25 protein-coding genes and 2 pseudogenes are annotated in these 23,294 nt (G+C 54.2%); 8 read left to right on the top strand and 19 right to left on the bottom strand.

Translation table 11 applies throughout. The features are described from left to right. Positions 1-5: 5 nt before the first annotated feature. Positions 6-1,526 (bottom strand): uroporphyrinogen-III C-methyltransferase, encoded by a 1,521-nt coding sequence (cobA, locus tag IGQ16_RS10145; RefSeq protein WP_297061375.1) that lies wholly within the window; start codon positions 1,524-1,526, stop codon positions 6-8. A gap of 3 nt (positions 1,527-1,529) precedes the next feature. Next, positions 1,530-1,961: pseudogene (locus tag IGQ16_RS11770) on the bottom strand (M23 family metallopeptidase); the annotation flags it as partial. Positions 1,962-3,466: 1,505 nt separating this feature from the next. Between IGQ16_RS11770 and IGQ16_RS10135 the strand changes: the two are divergent. Next, positions 3,467-3,937, top strand: coding sequence for a hypothetical protein (locus IGQ16_RS10135; RefSeq protein ID WP_024125165.1), 471 nt, complete (start codon positions 3,467-3,469; stop codon positions 3,935-3,937). Here IGQ16_RS10135 and ribD read toward each other — a convergent pair. Further along, entirely contained in the window at positions 3,909-5,048 is a 1,140-nt protein-coding gene (ribD, locus tag IGQ16_RS10130) for a bifunctional diaminohydroxyphosphoribosylaminopyrimidine deaminase/5-amino-6-(5-phosphoribosylamino)uracil reductase RibD (RefSeq protein ID WP_024125164.1), read from the bottom strand. The two genes, IGQ16_RS10135 and ribD, sit on opposite strands and share 29 nt — an antisense overlap. 9 nt (positions 5,049-5,057) lie before the next feature. Next, positions 5,058-5,372, bottom strand: coding sequence for a DUF6679 family protein (locus IGQ16_RS10125; RefSeq protein ID WP_024125163.1), 315 nt, complete (start codon positions 5,370-5,372; stop codon positions 5,058-5,060). A gap of 288 nt (positions 5,373-5,660) precedes the next feature. On the opposite strand from IGQ16_RS10125, the gene dnaK reads away from it, so the two are divergent. Genes dnaK through IGQ16_RS10105 form a run of 4 tightly spaced genes read left to right on the top strand, consistent with a single transcriptional unit; the run spans position 5,661 to position 10,364 of the window. Further along, complete coding sequence (gene dnaK, locus IGQ16_RS10120; protein ID WP_024125162.1) at positions 5,661-7,685, top strand: molecular chaperone DnaK; 2,025 nt, start codon at positions 5,661-5,663, stop codon at positions 7,683-7,685. Positions 7,686-7,735: 50 nt separating this feature from the next. Next, positions 7,736-8,716 carry a DnaJ C-terminal domain-containing protein gene (locus IGQ16_RS10115; protein ID WP_024125161.1) on the top strand — a complete coding sequence of 327 codons (981 nt, stop codon included), beginning with the start codon at positions 7,736-7,738 and terminating at the stop codon, positions 8,714-8,716. 3 nt (positions 8,717-8,719) lie between these two features. Continuing rightward, complete coding sequence (locus IGQ16_RS10110) at positions 8,720-9,805, top strand: acyl-CoA dehydrogenase family protein (RefSeq protein WP_297061371.1); 1,086 nt, start codon at positions 8,720-8,722, stop codon at positions 9,803-9,805. After that, complete coding sequence (locus IGQ16_RS10105) at positions 9,786-10,364, top strand: DNA-3-methyladenine glycosylase (protein ID WP_024125159.1); 579 nt, start codon at positions 9,786-9,788, stop codon at positions 10,362-10,364. Before IGQ16_RS10110 ends, IGQ16_RS10105 begins: the two co-directional genes overlap by 20 nt. Here the strand turns inward: IGQ16_RS10105 and IGQ16_RS10100 are convergent. Then, positions 10,361-12,046, bottom strand: coding sequence for a SulP family inorganic anion transporter (locus IGQ16_RS10100; protein ID WP_297040421.1), 1,686 nt, complete (start codon positions 12,044-12,046; stop codon positions 10,361-10,363). The genes IGQ16_RS10105 and IGQ16_RS10100 overlap by 4 nt on opposite strands. Before the next feature lie 293 nt (positions 12,047-12,339). On the opposite strand from IGQ16_RS10100, the gene IGQ16_RS10095 reads away from it, so the two are divergent. Then, positions 12,340-12,639: a DUF6825 family protein gene (locus IGQ16_RS10095; protein WP_024125157.1), complete on the top strand. Its 300-nt coding sequence runs from the start codon at positions 12,340-12,342 to the stop codon at positions 12,637-12,639. Here IGQ16_RS10095 and IGQ16_RS10090 read toward each other — a convergent pair. The 3 genes from IGQ16_RS10090 to IGQ16_RS10080 are packed head-to-tail and all read right to left on the bottom strand — an operon-like array spanning position 12,636 to position 14,353. After that, a complete protein-coding gene (locus IGQ16_RS10090; RefSeq protein WP_297040866.1) occupies positions 12,636-13,391 on the bottom strand; it encodes a DUF429 domain-containing protein in 756 nt (251 codons plus the stop codon). The genes IGQ16_RS10095 and IGQ16_RS10090 overlap by 4 nt on opposite strands. Beyond that, a complete protein-coding gene (locus IGQ16_RS10085) occupies positions 13,372-14,136 on the bottom strand; it encodes an EI24 domain-containing protein (RefSeq protein WP_297040865.1) in 765 nt (254 codons plus the stop codon). Before IGQ16_RS10085 ends, IGQ16_RS10090 begins: the two co-directional genes overlap by 20 nt. 40 nt (positions 14,137-14,176) lie before the next feature. Continuing rightward, complete coding sequence (locus tag IGQ16_RS10080) at positions 14,177-14,353, bottom strand: hypothetical protein (protein WP_024125154.1); 177 nt, start codon at positions 14,351-14,353, stop codon at positions 14,177-14,179. Positions 14,354-14,584: 231 nt separating this feature from the next. On the opposite strand from IGQ16_RS10080, the gene IGQ16_RS10075 reads away from it, so the two are divergent. Further along, positions 14,585-15,010, top strand: a complete 426-nt coding sequence (locus tag IGQ16_RS10075) for an NfeD family protein (protein ID WP_024125153.1) — start codon at positions 14,585-14,587, stop codon at positions 15,008-15,010. Here the strand turns inward: IGQ16_RS10075 and IGQ16_RS10070 are convergent. The 4 genes and pseudogenes from IGQ16_RS10070 to IGQ16_RS10060 all read right to left on the bottom strand — a co-directional run. Continuing rightward, on the bottom strand, positions 15,003-15,413 hold the full coding sequence (locus IGQ16_RS10070) for a ferredoxin (RefSeq protein WP_024125152.1): 411 nt from the start codon (positions 15,411-15,413) through the stop codon (positions 15,003-15,005). The two genes, IGQ16_RS10075 and IGQ16_RS10070, sit on opposite strands and share 8 nt — an antisense overlap. 24 nt (positions 15,414-15,437) lie before the next feature. Beyond that, positions 15,438-15,824: a DUF1257 domain-containing protein gene (locus IGQ16_RS10065; RefSeq protein WP_024125151.1), complete on the bottom strand. Its 387-nt coding sequence runs from the start codon at positions 15,822-15,824 to the stop codon at positions 15,438-15,440. 3 nt (positions 15,825-15,827) lie between these two features. Then, positions 15,828-15,908 carry a hypothetical protein gene (locus tag IGQ16_RS11765; RefSeq protein WP_225871802.1) on the bottom strand — a complete coding sequence of 27 codons (81 nt, stop codon included), beginning with the start codon at positions 15,906-15,908 and terminating at the stop codon, positions 15,828-15,830. Then, positions 15,896-16,054 (bottom strand): annotated as a pseudogene (locus IGQ16_RS10060) (DUF2997 domain-containing protein); the annotation flags it as partial. The pseudogene IGQ16_RS10060 and the gene IGQ16_RS11765, both read right to left, overlap by 13 nt. Before the next feature lie 428 nt (positions 16,055-16,482). Here IGQ16_RS10060 and IGQ16_RS10055 point away from each other — a divergent pair. After that, entirely contained in the window at positions 16,483-17,178 is a 696-nt protein-coding gene (locus IGQ16_RS10055) for a Crp/Fnr family transcriptional regulator (protein ID WP_297061368.1), read from the top strand. Here IGQ16_RS10055 and IGQ16_RS10050 read toward each other — a convergent pair. Genes IGQ16_RS10050 through glyA form a run of 7 tightly spaced genes read right to left on the bottom strand, consistent with a single transcriptional unit; the run spans position 17,175 to position 23,266 of the window. Further along, positions 17,175-17,672: a hypothetical protein gene (locus IGQ16_RS10050; RefSeq protein WP_297061365.1), complete on the bottom strand. Its 498-nt coding sequence runs from the start codon at positions 17,670-17,672 to the stop codon at positions 17,175-17,177. The two genes, IGQ16_RS10055 and IGQ16_RS10050, sit on opposite strands and share 4 nt — an antisense overlap. 2 nt (positions 17,673-17,674) lie before the next feature. After that, the gene (locus IGQ16_RS10045) at positions 17,675-18,265 is read right to left on the bottom strand and encodes an HAD-IIIA family hydrolase (RefSeq protein WP_024125148.1); all 591 of its coding nucleotides are present in this window, start codon (positions 18,263-18,265) and stop codon (positions 17,675-17,677) included. Next, complete coding sequence (locus IGQ16_RS10040; protein WP_024125147.1) at positions 18,258-19,220, bottom strand: glycosyltransferase family 9 protein; 963 nt, start codon at positions 19,218-19,220, stop codon at positions 18,258-18,260. The genes IGQ16_RS10045 and IGQ16_RS10040 overlap by 8 nt, the downstream gene beginning before the upstream one ends. 13 nt (positions 19,221-19,233) lie before the next feature. Beyond that, positions 19,234-19,662 carry a hypothetical protein gene (locus IGQ16_RS10035; protein ID WP_024125146.1) on the bottom strand — a complete coding sequence of 143 codons (429 nt, stop codon included), beginning with the start codon at positions 19,660-19,662 and terminating at the stop codon, positions 19,234-19,236. Further along, entirely contained in the window at positions 19,659-20,909 is a 1,251-nt protein-coding gene (locus IGQ16_RS10030) for a competence/damage-inducible protein A (RefSeq protein ID WP_041429703.1), read from the bottom strand. The genes IGQ16_RS10035 and IGQ16_RS10030 overlap by 4 nt, the downstream gene beginning before the upstream one ends. 4 nt (positions 20,910-20,913) lie before the next feature. Next, positions 20,914-21,960, bottom strand: coding sequence for a glycosyltransferase family 4 protein (locus tag IGQ16_RS10025; RefSeq protein WP_297061360.1), 1,047 nt, complete (start codon positions 21,958-21,960; stop codon positions 20,914-20,916). Between the two features lie 28 nt (positions 21,961-21,988). After that, positions 21,989-23,266 carry a serine hydroxymethyltransferase gene (glyA, locus tag IGQ16_RS10020; RefSeq protein WP_024125143.1) on the bottom strand — a complete coding sequence of 426 codons (1,278 nt, stop codon included), beginning with the start codon at positions 23,264-23,266 and terminating at the stop codon, positions 21,989-21,991. Between the last annotated feature and the right edge of the window lie 28 nt (positions 23,267-23,294).

The raw sequence follows: 23,294 nt of genomic DNA, 5'->3' as shown, positions 1-23,294 counted from the left end.
AAGTCCTAAGCTATCCGTAATAATGCCTGAAGGAGTCCCTCCAGGGTATGCTCTGTGGCTTCAGTATCCACTCGTCCCAAGAGCTCACGGCAAGTTTGGGAGGTTTGCGGCCCGATACTGGCAATCTGCACATTCTGAAGTAACTCTGCCGCCTGAGGACCCACTAATTGGCAAAAGTGTTTCACCGTCTTAGAACTGGTAAACGTGACCATATCCACTTGACCCGCTTGCAGCGCTCCTAAAACTTGGGCATCAACGGTTTGGGGACAGCATGAATTGTAGGCAGGCACCTCAACCACCTCAGCCCCAGCCGCCGTAAAGGCCTCCCCTAGGACGGGTCGTCCGCCCTTTTCAACCCGTGGAAAAAGAAAACGCAACCCGGCCACAGGTTCTGGGAATTCTACCACTAGGGCATCGGCGACAAATTCCCTGGGGGTGAAGTCAGCCCCTAAGCCGTAACTGCTAAGGGTTTGGGCAGTTTTTTCACCGACGACAGCAATCTTGAGACCCGCGAGGGCACGGCTATCCTTGCCATGACTGTGTAACCGTTTCATAAAAAACGTAACGGCATTGTGGGAAGTCAGAATCAGCCAGTCAAAGGTATCGAGTTCTGCCAGGGCCCGATCGAGGGGCTGCCAAGAACTAGGGGGAACGATTTCCAGTGTCGGCATTTCTAAAACGGTGGCACCGGCTGCTATAAGTTGCTGAGTAAACTCACTCGCTTGAGCTGCCGCACGAGTGACGAGAATCGTTTTGCCGTAGAGGGGAGACATTGATGATGGGGAAATCCTCAAAAATTCAGGAAAGACCAGATCTAGACTAGCCAACGGGTAGCGTTTTTGGGCGATCGCGCCAATGACAACGACCGCAGGAGCCATGTCTGGAAAGTGAGGCGTCTTCAGATAGGTCTCTAGGGTGCCAAACCAGAATTGTTGCTGGGGTTGCCCCGCCCATTGCAGAATCGCCAATCCTTCGGTGGGCGATCGCCCCTGCCGCAGCAATTCCTCAGCAATATATTGCAGGGAACGGGTGGCCATCAAAAAAATCAGCGTCTCCATTTGGGCGATCGCTGGCCAGGGAAGTGTCTCTGGTGCATGCCCCGACAGAATGGCTACGGACTGACTCACGTCCTTTGCTGTCACACAGATGCCAGCCAATAAAGGTGCCGCCAGCGCTGAGGACACCCCCGCAATCACCACAGCCTCTAAACCTGCCCCCAAGACAGCCTCAAGTTCCTGATGCAAACGGCCAAACAGCCCCGGATCGCCACTTTTGAGACGAACAACCCGCCGATACTGCTGGCCGTAGGCCACTAAAAGGCGGTTGATTTCCAATTGCGGAACGGCCTCAGTTCCTGCGCGCTTGCCCACCGCCACCCGCAAGCAATCAGCGGGGGTGAGTTCAAGGAGGCTAGGGGAGAGCAGGGCATCGTAAAGAACCACCTGCGCCTGCTGAAGGCAGGTCCATGCTTCGAGCGTGAGAGAGTCGGGGGTACCTAACCCCGCACCCACAAAATAGACCGTCAATGACTACCCTTGGCTGCGTTGCAGGAAGATCATTGGGTTAACAGCCCCCTGCCCTTGGGGATGCACTTCAAAGTGGACGTGGGGGCCTGTGCTGCGTCCAGTACTGCCCATTTCGGCAATCTGCTGACCCTGCTCAACGTATTGACCCACACGTACCAAGTTGCGATGGTTGTGGGCATAGAGCGTCAGCGTCCCATCGGCGTGGCGAATTTCCACCAGATTGCCGTAGCCACCAGAGTTCCACTGGGAGTAGGTGACCACACCGGCAGCGGCAGCATAAATGGGCGTGCCAATGGGAGCCGCAATATCAATCCCCCGGTGCATCCGTCCCCAGCGGGGGCCAAAGCCAGAAGTCAACACCCCCCGCGCCGGCCAAATAAAGTTCGTGGTTAGGCTCGGCAGGAAGCGATCGGCGTTCGGTAGAGGGGGTAAGTCAAGAGGACTGGGTAACGGTGGATTGATAATTGAGCGTGCCACCTTGACGGGCACAGGGGGCGCAATGGGTTGTACAGCGGCAGGGGTGGGTACCGTTACCGTTGTTGTTTGCGGGCGCCTCACAACGCTAGGCTGGAGTAGAGCCGGGCGAGTAGGGGTTTGCTGGACTGCAAGCAGAGCAGGGCTAGTGCGACGCTGCCGCTCAGAAGCACGCCCAAAGGGGACAGACCCTAGGGTTGAAGTGGAAGTAGGTGCTGCTGAGGAATTCACAAATGTCACCCGCTCGGAGAGGGGCGTGGTTTCCCCCTCGGCGAATTGTGGTTCAACGTTGGCCGTGGTTTGTTCCAAAGAGCCACCCATCCCAAAGGGGGTATCAATGGCCAAGGAAGCAACAACAGAGGTGGTGGCTTGAGTCACCAGATCTGCCAAGCTATTAGTGCGAACCCGACGATCCACCACTTTGAAGGTGGGTTCAAATGGACGACTGAGGTGGTCAAAGGAAGCAGAGGCAGAAAGGGTCAGCGCTGGTCTTCTCAGGGAGAGGGGGGCAAAACTCACCTGCGGCTGGATAGTGCGTTGCCATGCCCCTTGGCTAACATCCACGAGGAAGTTGGTTTTGTCGGCGGATAAAAGATTTTCAAATTCAGCAGGGGAGTCTTGGCTTTCGGGGCTGAAAAGAGAGGGCATGCTGAGAGATTCGGGGCGCACGTCCTTTGAACCCAGATCGTTCGCAAGAGTGGTCAGATCAAGGGCGTGGGTAGGCTGAATCAGAACAAAGGTACCCAGCAGGGGCAGATAGGAACAAAGGGAGCGCAGCGAACGACCAAGCATAGCAGCAGACACAAGCGGTGCATCCTGAGAGGCGGTAGAGGTCAAACTATTGTTGCTCAAGGTAATCCTCCTCGCACACAAAATCTACAGTGATTCAACAAAGCAGTGAACTGAGAACACACATCATGAGCAATGCTTCAAGGTAGCCGGAGGCCACTCGCCGCAGCTATGCCTAAAACTGTCCCAATCTGTTGTTGATGCAAAGGGTGTTTTGGCACCACGACGAAACTTCTAGGTGACTTTACCCAATCCCCAACCAAATGACAAGTCTCCCCTCTGCCTTGCTTTGCCATCTCTGGGGGATGAGTTATCTGCTGTAAAATAAAAATACGAATTTTCTACCTGCTGGCTAATAATCAAAAAACCTGAATTCATCCTGACTTGAGCTGGATTAGTGCCCGTGAAAGAAAAATCGTTATTGCCAATAAATGAATAAGTAGAGTAAAGTTAGCCAATCAGTATTTATAATTTTTTTTAATAATTTAACTGAGTTGATATCCTTCTTATCGTTGGCTGTTACACCCAAATTGTCCTATAACACTTGTGCCAAATTGAGTTAAAAGTGGCACATATTCATCTTTGCTCCTAGGGACAATCAAAGCAAGCTTGCTTGGTAGAATAAACGAGTTTGTAACGATTTTTGGCGATCGCCTTTCTGACGGAGCTTCGTTCCCATGACTTACCACAAGCTGTGGTTTCAACAAACAGCGAGCCACCTCAAAGTTTTGCGCCCTTTTCCTCCATTTAGTGTTGTCCAAAACTTCATTCGCGCACATCTCCCCAACCTGATTGACTATATGGATGGCCAAGGATTGGATCTCAGGGATCCACGGCACTGGTGGGAGAGTATCCACATTGATGCCATTTTGGAATTAGAAAATAGCCAGGGGGAAATCCTGCGGGTCGCCGCTGGAATTATTGAGCAGTGGCGCAATGCCAACGCCGCCTTACGGCTGATTACAACCCCTGCAATGGCCAAGCTGCGGCGCGAGTCCCTCAACGTCAGCCAGCATTGGCTTTTTTATGTCTCTAGCCGTAAGCCTTACCCAGAGTCCCTGTGGATTGATTTGCTCTATGAGCAGGCGGATACCCCCCCCACAGAAACGGGCTGCACCATTATTGAAGTGACGGAACCGGAGGCCTAGACGGTAGGTAGCCCACTACGAGAATGTCCTCGCCCACGGCTTGCCAAGTCACGTCCTCTAGGCACAAGGCCTCATGCATTTTGGTTAAGCCTAAATCGGCCACTGGGGCGGGGGCATCGAAGCCACCGATAATTTTTGGCGCAATAAACGCCCACACCTTCTGTACCATGCCTTCGGCGATCGCTGCCGCTGCGAGGGAACCGCCACATTCCCAAAGCACGGTCATGATGCCCCGTTGATAAAGCAGTGCCATAACGGCGGTCGGTGTTAGCGGCTCTTGGTGCACCACCTCCACACCCTGTGCCTGCAGTTGGGGAATTAGGGGATGCTGGGGCGAAGCGGAAGTAACCACCAAGGTCGCAGCGGTGGTTGTTTCCCACAAAGAGGCATCCCGCGGCAGATCAAGGGTACGGCTCATCACCACCCGTAGGGGATTGTGCTCATGGCGGGAGGTCAAGAGGGGATTATCCAGCCGCACGGTATTGCCCCCCACAATGACAGCATCGCATTCAGAGCGCAGTTGATGCACCATGGCGCGTGCGGCTTCGCCACTCACCCAGAGACTATGACCTGCCCTAGAGGCAATTTTGCCATCGAGGGTCATGGCGTACTTAAAAATGCCAAAGGGACGCTGGTAGCGCACCCGATGGACAAACGCTTCGTTCAGGCGTTGACAGTCTGCTTCCCGCACGCCAACAGTGACTTCTATGCCCGCTGCGCGCAGCCGCTCTACCCCTGCTCCGGCCACTTGAGGATTCGGATCAATCATGCCCACCACCACCTTGGGAATACCAGCAGCAACAATTGCCTCGGTACAGGGGGGTGTGCGGCCATAGTGGTTGCAGGGTTCAAGGTTGACGTAGAGGGTGGCCTTGCTGAGGAGGGGGCGATCGCTCTCGCTGACACTGCGCAGGGCAAAGACCTCGGCATGGGGTTCCCCTGCCTTGGGATGAAACCCCTCCCCAATGACGCGTCCCTCCGCCACAATCACACAGCCCACGAGGGGATTCGGAGCCGTGCGGCCTTTGGCCCGAGCCGCTAACTCAAGGCAGCGCCCCATATACTGGGCATCAATCGTGGCTATTTCCTCCACAACGGGGGCTGAGCGCATGAGTAAGAATTAACGCTCGTGTTCGGTTTCCGAGGAATGCTTCGGCAGTTGCTCCGCCTCTGGACATTCATCAGCAATGGGTAGCTCTGCATAGCCTCGGGGAACTGCTGCGAGCCGCCGTGAAATGGAGCCAATACTTTCGATATTGACGATCTCTTCCCAAGCACACACTTCGTCGTCTTCCTCCGTTTCGTAGCGGATGGTAACCACATTTCCTTCGATGTCCACAATGCGTGCCCGGTCAATCAGGCGTTGTTGATCCCGCAAGTAAATCCAGACTTCTTGGCCGTCGGTATAGAGTTGATAAAGCTTGCGGTGTAGCATAGAACAGTCTCCTTCTCGGAATTGGGCGTAGCAACAGTTGATAAGCTGTGCTGCAACCTCTTGCCTGTCATCTTAACCGTTAGAATCCACAGATGAGCAGCGGTAAAGGTGAGGTGGGGGGACGGAAGTTGTCCATATCGTTGTAGCGATCGCGCAGCACAGGGGAAAGAGTGATTCTGACGGTCTGGGGCAGATCTCGTACAATCGAATAAGCGTAACAAAGGGTAAATAATCCGTTACTATAACGCTATTCATTTATTCTAACCAGTGCGGAGTCGTTCAAGCGGCATGGGCAAAATTGTTGGCATTGATCTGGGGACAACCAATTCCGTCATTGCTGTACTGGAAGGGGGAAAACCCGTTGTGATTGCCAATGCAGAAGGCTCCCGCACCACTCCTTCTGTGGTGGCCTTTGGCAAAGACGGCGAGCGCCTTGTGGGGCAGTTGGCGCGACGGCAGGCGGTGCTCAATCCCCAAAACACCTTCTATGCCGTGAAGCGCTTTATTGGCCGCGAATACAGTGAACTAACGGCGGAGTCCAAGCGGGTACCCTATACGATTCGCCGCGATGAATCGGGGAAAGTGCGCATCAAGTGCCCACGGCTGCAACGGGAATTTGCCCCCGAAGAAATTTCAGCCATGGTCTTGCGCAAGCTGGTGGAGGATGCCAGCCGCTACCTAGGGGAACCCGTCACCGATGCGGTGATTACTGTACCCGCCTACTTTAATGACTCGCAGCGGCAAGCGACCCGTGATGCTGGACGTATTGCGGGTCTCAATGTGCGGCGCATTATCAATGAACCCACCGCGGCAGCGCTGGCCTATGGTCTCGATCGCCAGCAGGAGCAGACGATTCTCGTTTTTGACCTGGGCGGTGGCACCTTTGATGTCTCCATTCTCGAGGTCGGTGATGGCGTGTTTGAAGTGAAGGCCACCAGCGGCGATACTCAACTGGGGGGCAATGACTTTGATAAGTTGATTGTGGACTGGCTAGCCGAAGACTTCCTTGCTAAGGAAGGCATTGATTTACGGCGCGATCGCCAGTCGCTGCAACGGCTCACTGATGCTGCCGAAAAAGCCAAAATTGAACTTTCCGGCCTACTGGAAACCAATATCGATCTGCCCTTTGTCACTGCCACAGCAGAGGGGCCGAAACACATTGAAACCACCCTCAGTCGTCGCCAATTTGAGGACCTTAGCCAAGACCTACTGCAACGGCTGCGCTATCCGGTCGAACAGGCCCTGATGGACGCCCATTTAACCCCCAGTCAAATTGATGCCGTGGTACTTGTGGGTGGTGCGACGCGGATGCCCATGGTGCAGGATCTGGTGCGGCAGATGATTGGCCGTGAACCGAAGCAAAATGTCAACCCCGATGAAGTGGTGGCTGTCGGTGCTGCGATTCAAGCAGGGATTCTCGCAGGGGATGTGAAAGATATCCTGCTGTTGGATGTAACGCCCCTTTCCCTAGGGGTGGAAACCATTGGCGGCGTGACTAAGGTGCTGATTCCCCGCAATACGACGATTCCGGTGCGTCGCTCCGATATTTTTTCAACCTCAGAAAATAACCAAAGCCAAGTAGAAATCCACGTGGTTCAGGGGGAGCGGGAACTGGCAGCCCACAATAAGTCCCTGGGACGCTTTAAGTTAACCGGCATTCCGCCAGCGCCTCGGGGGGTGCCCCAAATTCAAGTGTCCTTTGACTTGGATGCCAATGGCCTGCTCCAAGTGGTGGCCTTGGATCGCTTTAGCGGCCGTGAGCAAAGTGTGGTCATTCAGGGGGCATCAACCCTGAGTGAAGAGGAAATTCAGCAGATGCTCTTGGATGCTGAGTCCAATGCAGCGGGCGATCGCCAGCGGCGGGCCCGCATTGAGAAGCGCAACCGCGCCCAGGATTTGATGAACCGAGCTGAACGCCAATTGCGGGAAGCGGCTCAGGAATTTGGCTATCAATTTGCCGCTGAGCAGCGCCGTGGTATTGAGGCTCTAGTGCGGCAATTGCAGGAGGCCATTCGCAATGAGGACGATCGCCAGATTGACCTCACCTACGCTGCCCTTGAAGAGCGGCTCTACGACTTTGTCCGTCAACTGCGCCTGAGGGAAGAGGAGGCGGAAGACGATGAAGAGATCTTTAAGCTGCCCAACCTTAGGGAAGCGGTGAATAAAGGTCTCGATGCGGTGCGGGGTCGAGAGCGGCGGCGCGATAATTATGAGGATGAATGGGATGAGCCACCCCGCACGCGGCGTTCCCGCAGCTACTCCCAGCGCAGTGATTCAGCCCCATGGGACGATTGGGATGACGACGACTGGTAGGGCTTTTTTGTATTCTTTGCGGCAACTGTGAGTGTAGATTAGGACTGTCGATGCGTAATTTTCGAGATTACTACCAGCTTTTGGGCGTGGATCGGGATGCCAGCCTTGAGGAGATTAAGCGCGCCTATCGGCGGCTGGCTCGGCGGTATCATCCCGATCTGAATCCCGGCGATCGCGCCGCTGAAGAGAAGTTCAAAGACATTAGTGAAGCCTACCAAGTCCTCAGTGATCCGGCTCGCCGTGAGCAATACGATCGCTACGGTGAATATTGGTCACAGCCTGGCTTTCGCACTCGCCCTTCCCAACGCACCCCTATGGCTCGTCGCAATGGTACTAGTGTTAGGGAAGAACCCGACCTCAGTGAAGATAATTTTCAAGAGTTTTTGGATCAACTGTTGGGTCGGCGATCGCCCCGCACTTCTACGGTTTCTGCGGATCCCCCCCGTCGCTCGTCTACCATAGAGACAGACTACTTTCGCCCCGGCACCGTCAAAACCGTCTATACCGCTGTGAGTCGTCGCGATGCTGAAGCCACCCTAGAAATCCCCCTCGAAAAAGCCTACGAAGGAGGACGGGAGCGGATTCGCCTTGGAGATGGGCGCTCCCTAGAAGTGACGCTGCCACCGGGGATGGTTACCGGTCAGCGGATTCGGCTGCGGGGTCAAGGCACTGGTGGCGGTGATCTTTATCTGAAAATTCAAGTGACTCCCCATCCCCTCTTTCGCCTGGAGGACTATGACATTGTCTGTGAACTGCCCGTGACCCCCAGTGAGGCTGCCCTTGGGGGGCAAATTGAAGCTCCGACCCTGGATGGTTGGGTAAAAATGATGGTTCCAGCAGGGGTACGGACAGGGCAGCGTTTGCGACTGGCGGGTAAAGGCTACCCTCGTCCCGATGGCGATCGCGGTGACCAACTGGTGGAAATTGTAATTACGCTGCCGCCCCAACTGAGCGATGCCGAACGGGATCTCTACCGGCAGCTTCAGGCCATTGAGTCCTACAACCCCCGTGCCCATCTGGCCTACTCCTGAGCTATGGATGCCCTAGCTTTTGCTGATTTGGCAGCGCAGCCTCTTCTAAAGGACATTCAGACATACCTCACTGGCGTTGTCGCTCCCATGGCCAACCGCCTTGATCAGCAAAACTCCCTTTTATCGGAGAGCCTGCAAGCCTTAGGAAACTTGGGCATTTTTCGTTTGGGGGTACCCAAAGCAGTCGGGGGATTGGAGTGCGATCGCCGTACGCTGTGGCATTTGAGCTTACAACTGGCACAAACCTCCGGTGCCCTTGCCTTTTTGGTGGCACAACATCAATCCGCCTTGGGCATCATTCTCGAACACCCTGAAGGGAGCGTTGCCCAAGCCTACTTGGCGGACTTAATGAAGGGGCAGGTGTTGGTGGGTATCAGCTTTTCCCATCTGCGCCACAACCTAGGGGAGCTGCAAGCTCAACCCACCAGTGAGGGCTATCTCCTGCGGGGAACGTTGCCCTGGCTCAGTGGCTTTCAGCACATGACAATGTTTATCGCTGCCGCTCCCCTACCGGATCAGCGTATTCTCTTTGCCCTCATGCCTTTTATCAACGCCCAACAGGCCGGCGGCGGCATTTTGCACCTCTCATTGCCCCTACCTCTAGCTGCTGTGCCCTCAACCCAAACGGTGCAGGCAGAGCTGGTGGATTGGTTAGTCCCGCCGGCAGAGGTGGTGGGTATCGCTGCGGCAGATTGGCTGGCTATTCGCGATCGCCAGCAGTTGCTGCGGAGCAGTGCCGCCCCCATGGGCTGTGCCCGTGCTAGTTTGCAGATTCTAGCCGAGAGTGTCGACGCCAAAGACCTCTATCACCACTTGCGCGATCGCTGGCACCGCCTTTACGACCAGATTCAAAGGGAGCTAGAGGAGGTCAATCCCCCCTACCATGCCCAACTGCGCGCCGCCGCCATCCACCTTGCCGTCCAAGCAGCTCAAGCTGCCCTGATTACAACGGGTGGCAGTGCCTTAATGTTGAGTCACACCGTGCAGCGTCTCTATCGTGAAGCAATGCTCTACACCGTCTCTGGCTTGAATGGGCCGCTACGCCATGCCTTGATGGAGGATTTGTGGCTTGAACAGAGTTTCCATTGAGCAAGACCAGTGTCTGCCCCTTGATTGGTTTGCTCGTCCTGCCCCAGTGGTCGCTGAAGAATTACTGGGGTGTATTCTCGTGCGCCAACAGGCCAATGGTCAGCTCTACCGTGGCCGCATTGTCGAAACCGAGGCCTATATGGCAGGGGATCCCGCTTGCCATGGCTACCGTCGCCAAACTGCTCGCAATGCTCCCATGTTTGCGGCACCGGGCACCATCTATGTCTATCAAATCTATGGCATTCACCACTGCTTGAATATCGCTAGCGATCGCCCAAACTTTGCCAGTGCTGTTCTCATTCGTGCCCTAGAGATGCTCAGCCCGCCCTTGCCGCCCCCTAGGGCCGCTGGTCCGGGAAAACTGTGCCGAGTCCTGGGGATCGATCGCCGGCTTTCTGGCCTGATGCTAGGGCAAGAGAGCGGTCTCTGGTTAGAAAAACCACCCCAGCCCCTGACAGACCCGGTGGTGCAGACCACCCGCATTGGCATTTCCCAGGGGCAGGAGATTCCGTGGCGGTGGTATGTGCAGGGAAACCCTGCCGTCTCCCGCTATTCCTAGCTACCCGTTGTCACCTCCAGCAATTCCTTTGGTTGGCGAAGAAACTGGATGGCCTTTTCAAGGGCTTGTCGGCGATCGCTCACCACATGATCAGCGGGCAACCGATCCAAAATGCGAAAGCGTTGGAGCCGCTGTTGCACCTTATCTGCGGAACCATTCACCAGAAAAATCGCTAAACCATGCTTTTGCGCCTCTTGGATGAGTGACTCAATGGCCAGCGCTGCCGTCACCCCCAACAGCGGCACACTGCTGACATCCAGAATCAGCACCCTATAGTCCGCCATGATTGCCTGCCGCTGCGAAATTGCCCAAGCGGAGCCAAAACTCATCGGGCCCCCAAGGTGGAGGAGCAACAGTTGACCCTTAGCTTCGTGGAAGAGTGCTTTTTCCTCGGCGGTCAGGGGTGCTTGATCATCAGCGTGGGTAATCGCCTTCACCTCCTCCGATTGCAGATCCGCCAAGCGCTTGATCGTCAGCATATTGGCAATAAAGACCCCAACCCCCACAGCTACAATTAAGTCCACAAAGACAGTCAGCAGCATCACGCCATACATAATGAAAGCCGCCCGCAGCGACAGGAGGTGGGCACGTTTGAGAAAATTCCAGTCGATGATGTCAATCCCCACCTTGATTAAAATCCCCGCCAAGACCGCATTGGGAATCGGTTCCGTCAACGGTGCAGCCCACAGCACCACCATCAGCAGAATCACGGCGTGGATCATACCCGATAAGCAGGTGCGTCCTCCCGCTTGAATATTCACCACTGTGCCCATCGTGGCACCGGCACCGGGCAGACCACCAAACAAGCCAGACAGCAGGTTACCAATACCTTGGCCAATCAGTTCCTTATTGGAATCATGCTGGGTACGGGTAATGCTATCGGCAATCACCGAGGTAAGGAGCGAATCAATACAGCCGAGCATCCCCAGCATTGCCCCGTCCACAATCATCGTTTTCAGAGCAGGCAGCGTAAAAGTCGGCGGCACAAACTCTGGCAGACCAGTGGGAATTGTGCCAATGCGGGCCAAACCGGCATCCGCAAAAAAGACCACTGATAGAATCGTGCCCAAAACCAAGGCGAGGAGCTGTGGCGGCACAAGCCGACGAATTTTCTGGGGTGTGAAATAAATGAGTCCAAGGGTGAATAAGCCCAAAGTAAGGGCCGCTGGGTTCAGTGTTTGAATCCACTCTGGCAAGTTTTGCACTGCCCCCAAGACCCCACCTTTACTGCTGTGCCCCAACAGTGGGCCAATTTGCAGCAGGATCATGATCAGGCCAATCCCCGACATAAAGCCAGAAATCACGGTGTAGGGCATGAGGGTGATGTATTTGCCCAGCCGCAACAGACCAAAGAGGATTTGAAAACAGCCCGCTAGCATCACCACCGTAAAGGCCATGGATAACCCCTGTTCGGGATATTCACTGGTCAGTCGGGTGATCACTGCCGTAATCACGACGGTCATTGGCCCTGTGGGATTGGAAATGAGTGTTGGCGTGCCCCCAAAAAGAGCTGCAAAAAAGCCAAGAAAGACCACGCAGTAGAGTCCCGCCGTTGCACCAGCCCCAGAGGTGACCCCAAAGGCCAAGGCCATTGGCAAGGCAACAATGGCGGCAGTTAGCCCACCAAAGAGATCGCCACGCCAATAGCGAAAGTGAACTCGATTAACTAAATTGGTTAGCATTTCTGTCCCTTTTGGCGAATTTAGAGAGGGTTTCATAGCTAGAGCATGATTGAGAGGAACCCATAGCCCTGAGGGAGTATCCTTGTACCTTGCTTATAGCTATGATAAGAGGAGATTTAATTGAAGTAATTCTATGCTTTTCTGGGGATAACTTGGCTAGTAAAATGTCAAAGAGTTTCTTATCTCTTCTATAGGAAAAAGCTGGGGAATGGGGACAAGGCAAGGCCTGTTGACTGTAAAACTTTGTTACACTCAGGGATTGAGAGACGCAACCTATGAGGAACGACACTCCTATGAGTCAATCGCCGCTGGAGGCCTTTTTCCTTGGTCGAGCGACCGCAACGCTCCTGCGTGATCAGGCGCAGCATTTGTTTGTCGAATTCCTAAGTCAAGTGGGGCGATTTGATGCCGAGCAGCGGCAGCGGCTCCATGAATTCATGGAAGAGGTACAGACTCGTGCCCGCCAAGAAGCCGAAATGGTGGTGCCGCGGGGGAGCCAACGGGTGGATTGGCAAGCTCTGATTGATGATTTGCGCGCTGAAATTGCGGCCCTACGCACGGAACTGCAGCGCTACCGCAATCGTGAAAGTTAGCGACGGGGAACAACGATATATCCTGTTGTGAGGTAGGCCTCGGTGGTTGCTGGCGCTGGTGAAAATGACTCGGTGCCGAACACCCAGTGGCGATCGCTCCCCCAGTACCACCAATAGGCTGCTGTATAGGCACAGAGAATCGCATCCAGTTGATCTTCCAGCCCTTTGAGATCGCGCCCACTGGTGGGCAGTGCTTCCGGGAACTGCAACCTTAGGGACGGCTCACAGTGGCAAAGGCGGCTTGTCATTAACTCTCGAAGACGAGCTAACCCCCTGCGTCGCTCTGCAAGGCGGCCTTTTTTGTACTTGATGATTTGATCAAGCTCAAAGAGGGCGATCGCCGTAGCATGGGGGAAGACTTCAATTTGAAACCGTCCCGATTGCTGCGGCCCGATGGTAGGGGCATGGTGAAAGCCCCGTTGGCTGAGGGCTTCACTAAAACCCGTGGTGTGGCTTGCAAAGGGGGACTGCTGATTCGCAGGATAACAGCCAGCATGGTAGCGCCCAAGGACTTGATGGGACTGGCGATCGCAGGAGCGCATACCCCTGGGATTGGGAATAATTAGGGGCGCATCCACCGCCACCATTGCTGCTTGCCCAGAGGGTGCATCCCGATCAATCCATGCCAAGAGTTCCTGCGTATCACAGGCGCGATCGAGGGCAACCACCGCCAAATCTTGCCCCTGCCACTGCAAACAGCAGTACCCTGATGCCCCTCCTTGCCAAGCCAGATCAACGCCGAGAAACCGCATTCGCTGCCATCAACTGTTGTTGCGGTGGATGATCTTGAATGAGCAAAGCAGCAGCCACCACCCCCACTGCCGGTACCAGTACCAAACCAACTAAGGGGATCAACAGCCCCAAAAACTGCGCCAAACCAAGGCCATAGATCTGTGGCCTATAGGCACGGGTCAAAAGTTTGCGCTCCCTTAAAGAAGTGCTGTGTTTTTCAAGGAGGTAATCAAAACTGCCGCGCCCTAGAAAGAAACTATTGACGATCGCCATCACGACAGGTTGCAGTGGTCCCGTTAAAAATGAAAGCAGCAGAAAAATCACCTGCACCACCGCATCCCGCAGGGCAAACCAGCTACCGACAACGGCATTCCATAAATCACGCTGCCACCCCACCTCGATTGTTTGTCCCGTGGTAATTTTTTCAACACGGTTAAGCAGGGGGCCAAGGAAAGGAATCACCACAAGGGGAATCAGTGTTTGATAGCCAATCAGGGCTAAAAAGACAGCAAGGAGGGTTGCCAAAATATCAATGAACCCTTGGTAGAGCCACTGCCATTCCTCAGCAACAAACCAATAATTGCCAACGACTTGAACAGCCCAGAAAGCAGCAATGATGAGCGTTACCCCCAGAAGGAGGCTCAAGAAGGCAGGTAACAGCACATAGCCCCAAAGATGATAACGGGCTATAAAAAAAAGACCACGGCCAAAGGCAAAGAAACCCGCCTGAAACTGCTGTGCTGCTGACCAAAGCTGCTTGATCACTCCATTAGCCAGTTCTAGAATCTTCTAGGGAAATCCTCGCCTATCCACGGCGGGGCGGTGTACCTTCATCATCCGGCGGTGGGGCATCGGCAACAAAATTAGGGGTATTGGCCTGTTCAGCACGGGAAATCGGCGTTGCTGTCGGTCGCCATAGCCAACTCGTCAACAGTCCAAGGGTGAAGAGTCCCACCAGCAGGGGGATAAATAGATCCGTCATTGTTGTTTGCCTCATTAAATTCATCAAATTCATCATTGTACAGAATTGGAGGAGTCTCCCTTGAGCGCTAGCTCCCCTGACGCAGGGTCACCCTTGTAAGTTCCAGTAGAGCTCTTTTGACCAGCATTGATCTTTTGACGAGCATTGAAGTATTCAAACTAGTTAAATCCGCCCACTGGATCAGGGAAGTTTAAGCTATTGTTGAAGTAGCCATCTTGGGTGATAAGAGCAATGCCCCTGTCTCCCTTTTTGATTTGGTTAATTCTTGCCATCATCCTTTTTGTGATGGAGCTTGTTTTGCCGACGGCTTTTATGGAAGCCACCATCGGCCTCAGTGCTCTTATTGTTGCATTTCTCTCGTTCCTAATTCCCAGCTTTTCAGTACAAATTCTCCTTTGGATGGTGCTCTCCATTGTTGTGGTCTTTCTGTTGCGGCGCTATCAACCGAAGCGAGTTCCGCCAGTGCTCAAGGAAGCCGCCGAGGCCAAAACAATCACGAGAATTCCCGCTGGCGAAACGGGGCGAGTACTGTACGAAGGGATTTCTTGGCAGGCTCGCTGTGACGATCCCCACTTGGTCATTCCCGAACATCAGCGGGTGATTGTCATTGGCCGGCAGGGAACAACGCTCATTGTGATGCCTGAAGATGCTATTTAGCCCTAGGGGGCGATCGCCGTTTCTTGCGGTGTGTAGTGGCTGGATCAATGGGAAAACCGGCAAGGGGAACTACCTGGTCGAGGCGCTCTTTTTCCAGCCGTTTTAATTCCGTGTAATCTACCCAATGGATGCAATCGACGGGACAAGTATCAATGGCTTCTTGAATCAGTTCAAGGGGGTCACCATCTTGGCGCACCACCCGCGATCGCCCGTAGTTAGGCTCGATATAAAATGTATTTCGCGCCACATGGGCACAGTGTTTGCAGCCAATACAGGTAATTTCATCGACATAGACACCGCGTTGGCGATGGGCTCCCCCTAGTTCAGGTTCATAGCCACTGCGAGATTCACTTTGGCGCAGTTGACCACCAAGCTCTGGTTCTAAACCAAGGGGCTGACCCATCTGCCGATCCATTTGCGTGAGAGGCTAGGAACGCCAGCGTTGCAGCACGACCTTGACACTACCATCGGCCTGCTGTTCTGTGGCCTGCACTTGAAAGCCCTGTTCCGTTGCAGATTGCAGCACCGCATGGTAAGCATAGCGTTGGGTAACTTTATTCAAAAAGCGATCCACTGACCATGCCTGCTGCCAAAACTCCAAATCCGCCACTAGCTCGTACTCAGTGCCATTCCAGCGAAAGCCAATGTCATAGCCATTCTCTTGGGGAACAACCACTTGAGCGGTTTGGGTTTGACCGCGAAACCCGCGCACTTCTTGAGAGCCAGATTGCCACGGTAAGCCCAAGTCCGTTAGGGCAGCTTGTAAAGCAGGTAAACTCCGAATTTGGGTTTTGATTTGGCTGAAGTGCGACATGGATCACCAATCCTCAACGATTACCACTGGGAGGGGACAGATTGAACAACCAATTGATTTTCTTCCTCTTGGGAAGCATAGTATTCTGCGGTGGGCTGTTGGCTAATGACACATCCGAGTTGTGCTTCAATGGCAGCAGTCACCTCAGCACAGGATGCCCCAGCAATTCCCGTCACCGTTTCAACGACGCGGCCATCGGGATAAATAACAAATTCAAGGGTTTCTAGCATTGGCACAACCGACTCACTCGCAGTTATGACAAACCGCTTACGAGGATAAAATTCAAATCCCAACCTATGAAACTCATTGTGACGAAGGCTAACCAAAGGAGTCAAGGTCTTTAATAAACTTTACACTCCGCAGTCGTTTCCCTAAGACCCTGAGTAAAACAGATAATAGGGCAATCTATAGAGCTTTCTCTGCTTCAGGGATTAATAACAGATATGTACATGTGACTGAGAGGGCAGGGAGGGGCAGCATGTCCTAACAGTTCAGATCAACAGTCGTCACTATTGGACCACGGTCGCGTTTTCTAACGTTACAGATACATTTACTGTGATTATAGATAGCAGTGCTAAGATTACAGGTGTTCATTTCGAGCCATATCTGACCACCTATCTGCTGAACCTCTGCCCTCGTTCTTTCGGCCTTGACCTCTATGCAACAACGGCGTAGTTCTCCTGCACCTGAATTATCGTTGCAAAATACGCCCTTTTTTCGGGATTTACCGCAGGCGGTGGTAGAGAAAGCCCTAGCCCATGTGGTGACACGTCAGCATCCCGCCAACCGAGTGATCCTGCTGGAGAATGACTGGGGCACATCGGTTTACTTTATTCTCAGTGGCTGGGTCAAAATTCGCACCTACAACATGGATGGCAAAGAAATCACCCTGAATATCCTTGGCCCTGGGGAACTCTTTGGCGAAATGGCACCCCTAGAGGAAGTGCCCCGCTCAACGGATGTGATTACCCTAACACCGACGGTTGTGGCCAACATGCCCGCGGTGGATTTTGTCAATCTCGTCAATACTGAACCCCAAGCAGGAATACGCCTCGCCAAGTTAATGGCACGACGGCTACGGCAAGTGAATCGGCGGCTGCGGCTGCGGGAAGCCGATAGTATGTCACGGGTGGCGGATATTCTGCTGTTTTTGGCAGATGGTCAAGGGCGACAGGGAACCGATGGCTTAGAAATTCCCAATCTACCCCACCGTGAATTAAGTAGTCTGAGTGGCATGGCGCGAGAAACGGTGACACGGGTGCTGGGGAAACTGGAGCGTAAGGGGATTATTCGCCGCACTCAAGACTGCTTGTGCATTACTAATTTGCGTGCTCTAGAAAACTTACTCCTTTAGGATAGGACGAGAAACGATAATGATTGCTCTGGAGAGGATGGTATGTAGTGCCCAATACTCCGGCCAATGAACACCCCTAAAATCGCCATTTGAATGACCACTAGCATAATTTGCCAGTTCTTGTAGCCGGCGGCTTTCATTTCAATCCGCACGAGAATTTCGGTGCCAATGAGGATGGCAATCACACTAAAGACCCGAAAGGCAATAATGGCAAGGGTCACAGCGGTACTCAGCACCAGCACTGTAAAGAGACTGGGGGTGCCCACGCGCATCATTAAGCTACTAAAGATATTTCTAGGGTTGCTCTGGCGCGATCGCAAGAGGCTAGAGGTGCCACCCACGAGAAACACTGTTAGAATAGCTGCAAAAAAAGAAGCATAGGCCGACCACATCCAAGGATAGGCAGACAAATACCAGCCCACAAGTACGTAGCCCAGAACCACCAGCAACAGTAGGGCAAGGGGAAATTTGGTATACTCCGGCGATGAAGTCATCCCTAACGGGGGGCAAGGTGAGTACAAATCCACTCTACGGCAGCGGCTAAGTCCTCTGCAATGTAATCGGGTTGACTGGCGTGCTGATAACTGCCCTCAAGGACGCGATCGCCAAAGCCGGTTTGTACTAAAATGCCATAGCAGCCAGCATTCCGCGCCAGATCAATATCAGTGGCCTTGTCGCCTACCATCACACTGCGGCTGAGATCTAAGTCATGATCCCAAGCCGCTGCCACCAGCATTCCCGTGTTCGGTTTGCGCCAGGTTGTCCAGCCCGCATAGTCGGCAACCACTCCCCCTTCGGGACGGCTGAGATCAGGGCAGAAATAAACCGCATCCAACACCGCACCGGCACTGGCGGCTAGCAACTCCTGAAGTCTGTGGTGCAGAGCATGGACGTGATCGATGCTGTAATAATCCCGCGCCGGACCTGACTGATTAGAAGCTAAGCAGCAAAACCACCCCGCATCATTGAGCCGTCGGACTGCCTGGGCAACACCCGGAATTAACTGCAAGTCCTCGAGGTGATGAATGTAGCCCACCTCCTGGTTCAGCACGCCATCCCGATCAAGAAAGACCGCCGGTCTAGCCATGGCAAGCCGCCTCAATCACTGCTGAAACGGGAATATCGGCCATGTTGCCTGTGGTGGACTTGACGGCACGAAAACGGGGATCCGCCGGCAGGAGTTTGGCGGGATCCGTAGGGCCAAAAAGCGCCACAAGGGGGGTACCCACTGCCACCCCAAGGTGCATCGGGCCACTGTCTGTACAGAGAATCTGTTGTGCCTGTTGCATGAGAGCCGCCAGTTTGCGCAAGTCTGGAGGATAGCTAATTTTAATGTTGGGTAGCGCCTGCGTCAGTGCCCTCACCCATCCTTGATCCTCAGGCCCACAAACCACAATAAAAGGAAGATGTGGCTCCTCCTGTGCCAGTGTCTGGATGACCTCAACCCAACGGGTGGGGGGGTAAATTTTGTTAATCCCCTTGCTGAGGGCCATTTGACTAGAGCCGCCGTGCAAGAGACGATACCCACCGGAAAGGCCTAGGCGTTGTTGCTCCGCGGTTGCCCACTGCCTATCTGCAGCGGTAATCACTGCCTTGGGCAAGGGACAGGGGGTAGTGATCCCAAAGGCTTTGAGTAAATCGTGGTAGGTGGCGGCACTGTACTGCTCAAGGTTGACAGGGATGGCATCGGTGAGGAATCCCAAGGGATTGAGTTTGGCAAAGCCGACTCGCTTGGGAATCCCCGTCAGCCACAGCAGGAAGCGCACCGCTTTACTCCGCCCTAAGGAGAGAATTGCATCGTACTCTCCCTCCCGCAGTGTACCAATCAGGTTGGCCCAATCCGCCAGGGCATTGCGGTCTTTGAAGTTAAAGGGAATCACTTGGTGAACACTGCCACTCAATTGGTAGGCAGCCACGGCCCGGGGTTCAACCACCACATCCAACTGCGCCTCTGGAAAATGGGCTTTGAGATCATCAAGGGTGGGAAAAAATAAGATTTGATCACCAATGCCGCCGGGCACCAACGCCACGATACGTTTCATAGGGGTTTAGAACTTATGCAAACTCGCCCTCAATTTTACCTGCAAGTTTTGGTTGCAGGCGATCGCGCCATGCGAAGGCAAGGGGCAGCTCTGTGAACGGAATGCGACAGTGCTCTCCTGTGTTGGTTTGCAGCACTAGATGAATGGTGCCCTTGGCAGGGCTGGTATCTGTCTCAATCTCCTGGCCCCTACACTCGACCCAAACTCTTTGAACTGTTGATAAGTGACAGGTTTGCAGATTAACAATGCCCTTGGGGGTTGGTTCTCCCCACGTCAGGCGATCGCCCTGCTGACCAACAACAGCAGCAATATCGTACTTACTGGCTTCAAATTGCTGTGCCCACTGGCGATAGTGTTCCAGCTTGCGGTACTCGACCCAACCCAACCCTGCCAGCACAATAAAAACCGCCAATAGGGGTAACCAGAGCAGACCGTGACTCATGGATTCACCAACAACTGTCGCCGCAGGAGATCTAGGGCATTCATAGTGCTCAGATAGCGTATCCAATCCCGTCCCCGTTGACCGCTAATGCGAAATTCCCGGGTCATGACCTCACCATTGGGCAGTGCGACACCAATATAGACCAGTCCCACGGGTTTAGTGAGCGTCGCTCCCCCCGGACCAGCAATGCCGGTAATACTGACACCCCAATCACTGGCCAAGCGCGTCTTGACGCCTAGCGCCATCTGGGTGGCCACCACCGCACTCACGGCGCCCTCTTGCTCTAGATCCTGAGGATTCACTCCCAATAAGTTCACCTTAACTTCGTTGGCATAGGCAATGACGCCCCCTTTGAAATGGAGAGAACTCCCTGGCAAGCGCGTCAACATCTCCCCCAGACCACCCCCTGTGCAGGACTCTGCCACCGCCACTGTTTGGTGTCGTTCCTGCAGCAGCCGCCCCACCACACCGGCAAGGGTATCCTCATCGGCACCATAGCAGTCTAAACCCACAATTTGGCGAATCTCGGCTTCGACGGGCTGAATCAGTTGCTGAGCTGCCGCTTCGTCCTTGGCACGTGCGGTAATGCGCAGACGGGCTTCACCATTGCTCGCATAGGGAGCCACAGTGGGATGCTCGCGGGCAATTTGGGCAGCCACTTTTTCTGCAAGCACGGATTCTGGAATGCCCCAGAAACGCAGTACACGGCTGTAAATTACTTCCTTGCCCCAGCCTTGGGAGCGCAAAAAGGGCACGGCGGTTTCGTGCCACATCTGCTTCATTTCAGCGGGGACACCGGGAAAGGTGAGAATCGTTAAGCCAGTGCGCGGCTGCCAGATCATGCCGGGGGCAGTCCCCAAGGGGTTGGGGAGAATCTGCGCCCCCACAGGCAGGAGAGCCTGCTTGCGGTTACTGGGACTAAAGCCGCCCCGCTGGGCATATTTGCGCTCTAAATCAGCAAGAATTTCGGGACGTTCTTCTAGGGGGGCTTGAAAGAAATCCGCTAGGGTTTCGGTGGTGAGATCATCGGGGGTGGGGCCAAGGCCACCGGTAAAGATGAGGAGGCGGGCGCGATCGCAGGCAATGGCCACCACTTTTTTAATGCGAGTCGGATTGTCGCCAACCACCGTTTGGTAGTAGTGGGGAATACCCAAGCTCGCCAGTTGCTGGGCCAAAAATTGGGCATTACTGTTGAGAATCTCCCCCAGCAGCAATTCTGTCCCTACGCAAATAATTTCTGCACTCATTGTTTCAGTCATTTTCGCTGCTGCGCACCCGTTGCCACACATACCACGAGGCAAAGCCCATCAGAAGAGACGCTGCCACGGCATAGCCCCATCCTCCCGGCAAACCCGCCAAAGCTATAGCAAGACTGCCCACCCACAGGGTTAAGCAGTAAATAAAGAGCACTGTCACCCGCTGCGAAAGTCCTGCCTTGAGAAGGCGATGGTGCAAGTGTCTCTTATCCGGTGCAAAGGGAGATTGCCCCCGCCGCAGCCGGCTGAAAACCACCGTTGAGGTATCCACAATGGGCACCGCTAGAATCAATAGGGGCAGGAGAATCGCCACCGCTGTGTAGGCCTTAACAAGGCCAATGATCCCCAAGCCAGCAAGGGTAAAGCCCATGAAGTAGGCACCGCCATCGCCCATGAAAATTTGGGCTGGATTGAAGTTATAGCGCAGAAATCCCAAGGCCCCCCCTGCCAGGGCTGCGGCCAATAGTCCCGCCTCCGGCTCCCCCATGAGCATACACACAAAAAACATTGCCAGGGCAGCAATGCCGGATACCCCTGCCGCTAGCCCATCCACACCATCAATAAAGTTAATGGCATTGGCAATGCCGACAAGCCAGACGGTGGTGAGGGGCAAACTCAGCCAACCTAAGTCCACGGTGCCGACAAAGGGCACAGTGATAATGCGAATTTTGACGCCCACTGCCCAAACAATTGCCGCCACAAGAAATTGCAGGGCAAGGCGCAGGAGCGCCGGCAAAGTCAATAGATCATCAGCGAGGCCAATGAGAAAAAAGGCCACCCCTCCTAAGGTCACCCCCCAAATTTCATACTCCGCCGGCTGCGGCAGAACACCAAACCCCCCCGCATTCCAAACAATCAGCAGCCCCACTAGATTGCCCAAAAAGATAGAGACGCCTCCCAAGCGCACCATGGGACGGTTATGAATCTTACGTTCATTGGGGTGATCCACAAACCCTGCTTTATGTCCAAGGTCATTGACAAGGGGGGTGACCAAGAGGACAACGGCAATGGCAGCAAGGAAGGCAATCAGGTGGTACAGCATCTGCTCAGGGTATTGGCAGCATCCCCTCTTAGGCTAGCACTGGTTGCGGCAATTGCAAGTGGGGATAGAGGGGAAATTTAGCGCAGAGGGCAGCCACCCGGTCGCGGCAGCGATTTTTGATGGCTTCATCCTCTGGGGCATGCAGGCGATCGCTAATGATGTCAGCCACTTCTGCAAACTCGACTTCTGTGAAGCCACGGGTTGTCAAGGCTGGCGTTCCCAAACGCAGACCACTGGTCACAAAAGGAGAGGCAGGGTCAAAGGGAATGGTGTTTTTGTTGGTGGTGATGTTGATTTCCCCCATCAGGCGATCGGCCTCTTTGCCTGTTAGATTCACCGATCGCAGGTCAATGAGCATCAAATGGTTATCGGTGCCCCCAGAGACAAGGCGCAGTTGCCGCGCTTGCAGCCCCGCAGCGAGGGCTTGGGCATTGCGGATCACTTGCCCAGAATAGGCTTTGAATTCTGGTTTGAGAGCCTCACCAAAAGCCACGGCCTTAGCGGCAATAACGTGCTCCAGTGGCCCCCCTTGGGTACCGGGAAAGACCGCTTTATCCAACTTTTTGCCCAACTCTTCATCACGGGTAAGAATCAGGCCGCCGCGAGGACCGCGCAGGGTTTTGTGGGTGGTGGTTGTCACGACATCGCAGAGGGGTACGGGATTGGGATGGTAACCACTGGCTACTAAACCGGCAATGTGGGCAATATCGGCCATGAGGTAGGCCCCCACTTCATCGGCAATTTGGCGAAACTCAGCAAAGGGAATAATGCGAGGATAGGCGGAATAGCCACAGATAATTAGCTTAGGACGGTGCTGCCGTGCTAAATCCCGCACCTGATCCATATCGAGGCGTTCCGTTTCAGGATGAACACCGTAGTGAACGACGTTAAACCATTTACCGGAAACGTTGACGGGAGAACCGTGGGTTAGATGGCCACCATGGGACAAATCCATCCCCATAATCGTGTCGCCGGGATTGAGCAGTGCCAAAAAGACGGCAAAATTGGCTTGGGCACCGGAGTGAGGCTGAACGTTGGCATGGGCAGCACCAAAGAGTTCCTTGGCGCGATCGATGGCCAGTTGCTCCACTTCATCCACAAATTCGCAGCCACCGTAGTAGCGTTTGCCCGGCAATCCCTCGGCATATTTATTGGTGAGAACCGTCCCTTGAGCGGCCATCACCGCAGGGGAAGTAAAGTTTTCGCTGGCAATCAGTTCGAGGTGTTGCTGCTGCCGCTGGACTTCCCGCTGTACCATTTCAGCAACCAACGGATCCGTTTGCGCAAGCCAATCAATATGGGTCATTTTATTGTCAGTGTGAAGGAAGATGAAC

Origin of the sequence: Thermosynechococcus sp. M3746_W2019_013 (assembly GCF_015296045.1) — a bacterium.
Classification (GTDB): Bacteria; Cyanobacteriota; Cyanobacteriia; order Thermosynechococcales; family Thermosynechococcaceae; genus Thermosynechococcus.
This window is presented reverse-complemented; position numbering and strand designations above follow the sequence as displayed.

What these genes read in the sequence shown, in the direction of transcription:
- IGQ16_RS10025 (WP_297061360.1), bottom strand. Translation starts at nt 21,960, where the DNA reads ATGCTGTACCACCTGATTGCCTTCCTTGCTGCCATTGCCGTTGTCCTC.
- IGQ16_RS10070 (WP_024125152.1), bottom strand. Translation starts at nt 15,413, where the DNA reads ATGGGTCAGCCCCTTGGTTTAGAACCAGAGCTTGGTGGTCAACTGCGC.
- IGQ16_RS10080 (WP_024125154.1), bottom strand. Translation starts at nt 14,353, where the DNA reads ATGACGGATCTATTTATCCCCCTGCTGGTGGGACTCTTCACCCTTGGA.
- IGQ16_RS10100 (WP_297040421.1), bottom strand. Translation starts at nt 12,046, where the DNA reads ATGCTAACCAATTTAGTTAATCGAGTTCACTTTCGCTATTGGCGTGGC.
- IGQ16_RS10040 (WP_024125147.1), bottom strand. Translation starts at nt 19,220, where the DNA reads ATGAAACGTATCGTGGCGTTGGTGCCCGGCGGCATTGGTGATCAAATC.
- IGQ16_RS10115 (WP_024125161.1), top strand. Translation starts at nt 7,736, where the DNA reads ATGCGTAATTTTCGAGATTACTACCAGCTTTTGGGCGTGGATCGGGAT.
- IGQ16_RS10095 (WP_024125157.1), top strand. Translation starts at nt 12,340, where the DNA reads ATGAGTCAATCGCCGCTGGAGGCCTTTTTCCTTGGTCGAGCGACCGCA.
- IGQ16_RS10035 (WP_024125146.1), bottom strand. Translation starts at nt 19,662, where the DNA reads ATGAGTCACGGTCTGCTCTGGTTACCCCTATTGGCGGTTTTTATTGTG.
- IGQ16_RS10110 (WP_297061371.1), top strand. Translation starts at nt 8,720, where the DNA reads ATGGATGCCCTAGCTTTTGCTGATTTGGCAGCGCAGCCTCTTCTAAAG.
- IGQ16_RS10135 (WP_024125165.1), top strand. Translation starts at nt 3,467, where the DNA reads ATGACTTACCACAAGCTGTGGTTTCAACAAACAGCGAGCCACCTCAAA.
- glyA (WP_024125143.1), bottom strand. Translation starts at nt 23,266, where the DNA reads ATGACCCATATTGATTGGCTTGCGCAAACGGATCCGTTGGTTGCTGAA.
- IGQ16_RS10050 (WP_297061365.1), bottom strand. Translation starts at nt 17,672, where the DNA reads ATGACTTCATCGCCGGAGTATACCAAATTTCCCCTTGCCCTACTGTTG.
- IGQ16_RS10075 (WP_024125153.1), top strand. Translation starts at nt 14,585, where the DNA reads ATGCCCCTGTCTCCCTTTTTGATTTGGTTAATTCTTGCCATCATCCTT.
- IGQ16_RS10045 (WP_024125148.1), bottom strand. Translation starts at nt 18,265, where the DNA reads ATGGCTAGACCGGCGGTCTTTCTTGATCGGGATGGCGTGCTGAACCAG.
- ribD (WP_024125164.1), bottom strand. Translation starts at nt 5,048, where the DNA reads ATGCGCTCAGCCCCCGTTGTGGAGGAAATAGCCACGATTGATGCCCAG.
- IGQ16_RS10090 (WP_297040866.1), bottom strand. Translation starts at nt 13,391, where the DNA reads ATGCGGTTTCTCGGCGTTGATCTGGCTTGGCAAGGAGGGGCATCAGGG.
- IGQ16_RS10030 (WP_041429703.1), bottom strand. Translation starts at nt 20,909, where the DNA reads ATGAGTGCAGAAATTATTTGCGTAGGGACAGAATTGCTGCTGGGGGAG.
- IGQ16_RS10125 (WP_024125163.1), bottom strand. Translation starts at nt 5,372, where the DNA reads ATGCTACACCGCAAGCTTTATCAACTCTATACCGACGGCCAAGAAGTC.
- IGQ16_RS10055 (WP_297061368.1), top strand. Translation starts at nt 16,483, where the DNA reads ATGCAACAACGGCGTAGTTCTCCTGCACCTGAATTATCGTTGCAAAAT.
- IGQ16_RS10065 (WP_024125151.1), bottom strand. Translation starts at nt 15,824, where the DNA reads ATGTCGCACTTCAGCCAAATCAAAACCCAAATTCGGAGTTTACCTGCT.
- dnaK (WP_024125162.1), top strand. Translation starts at nt 5,661, where the DNA reads ATGGGCAAAATTGTTGGCATTGATCTGGGGACAACCAATTCCGTCATT.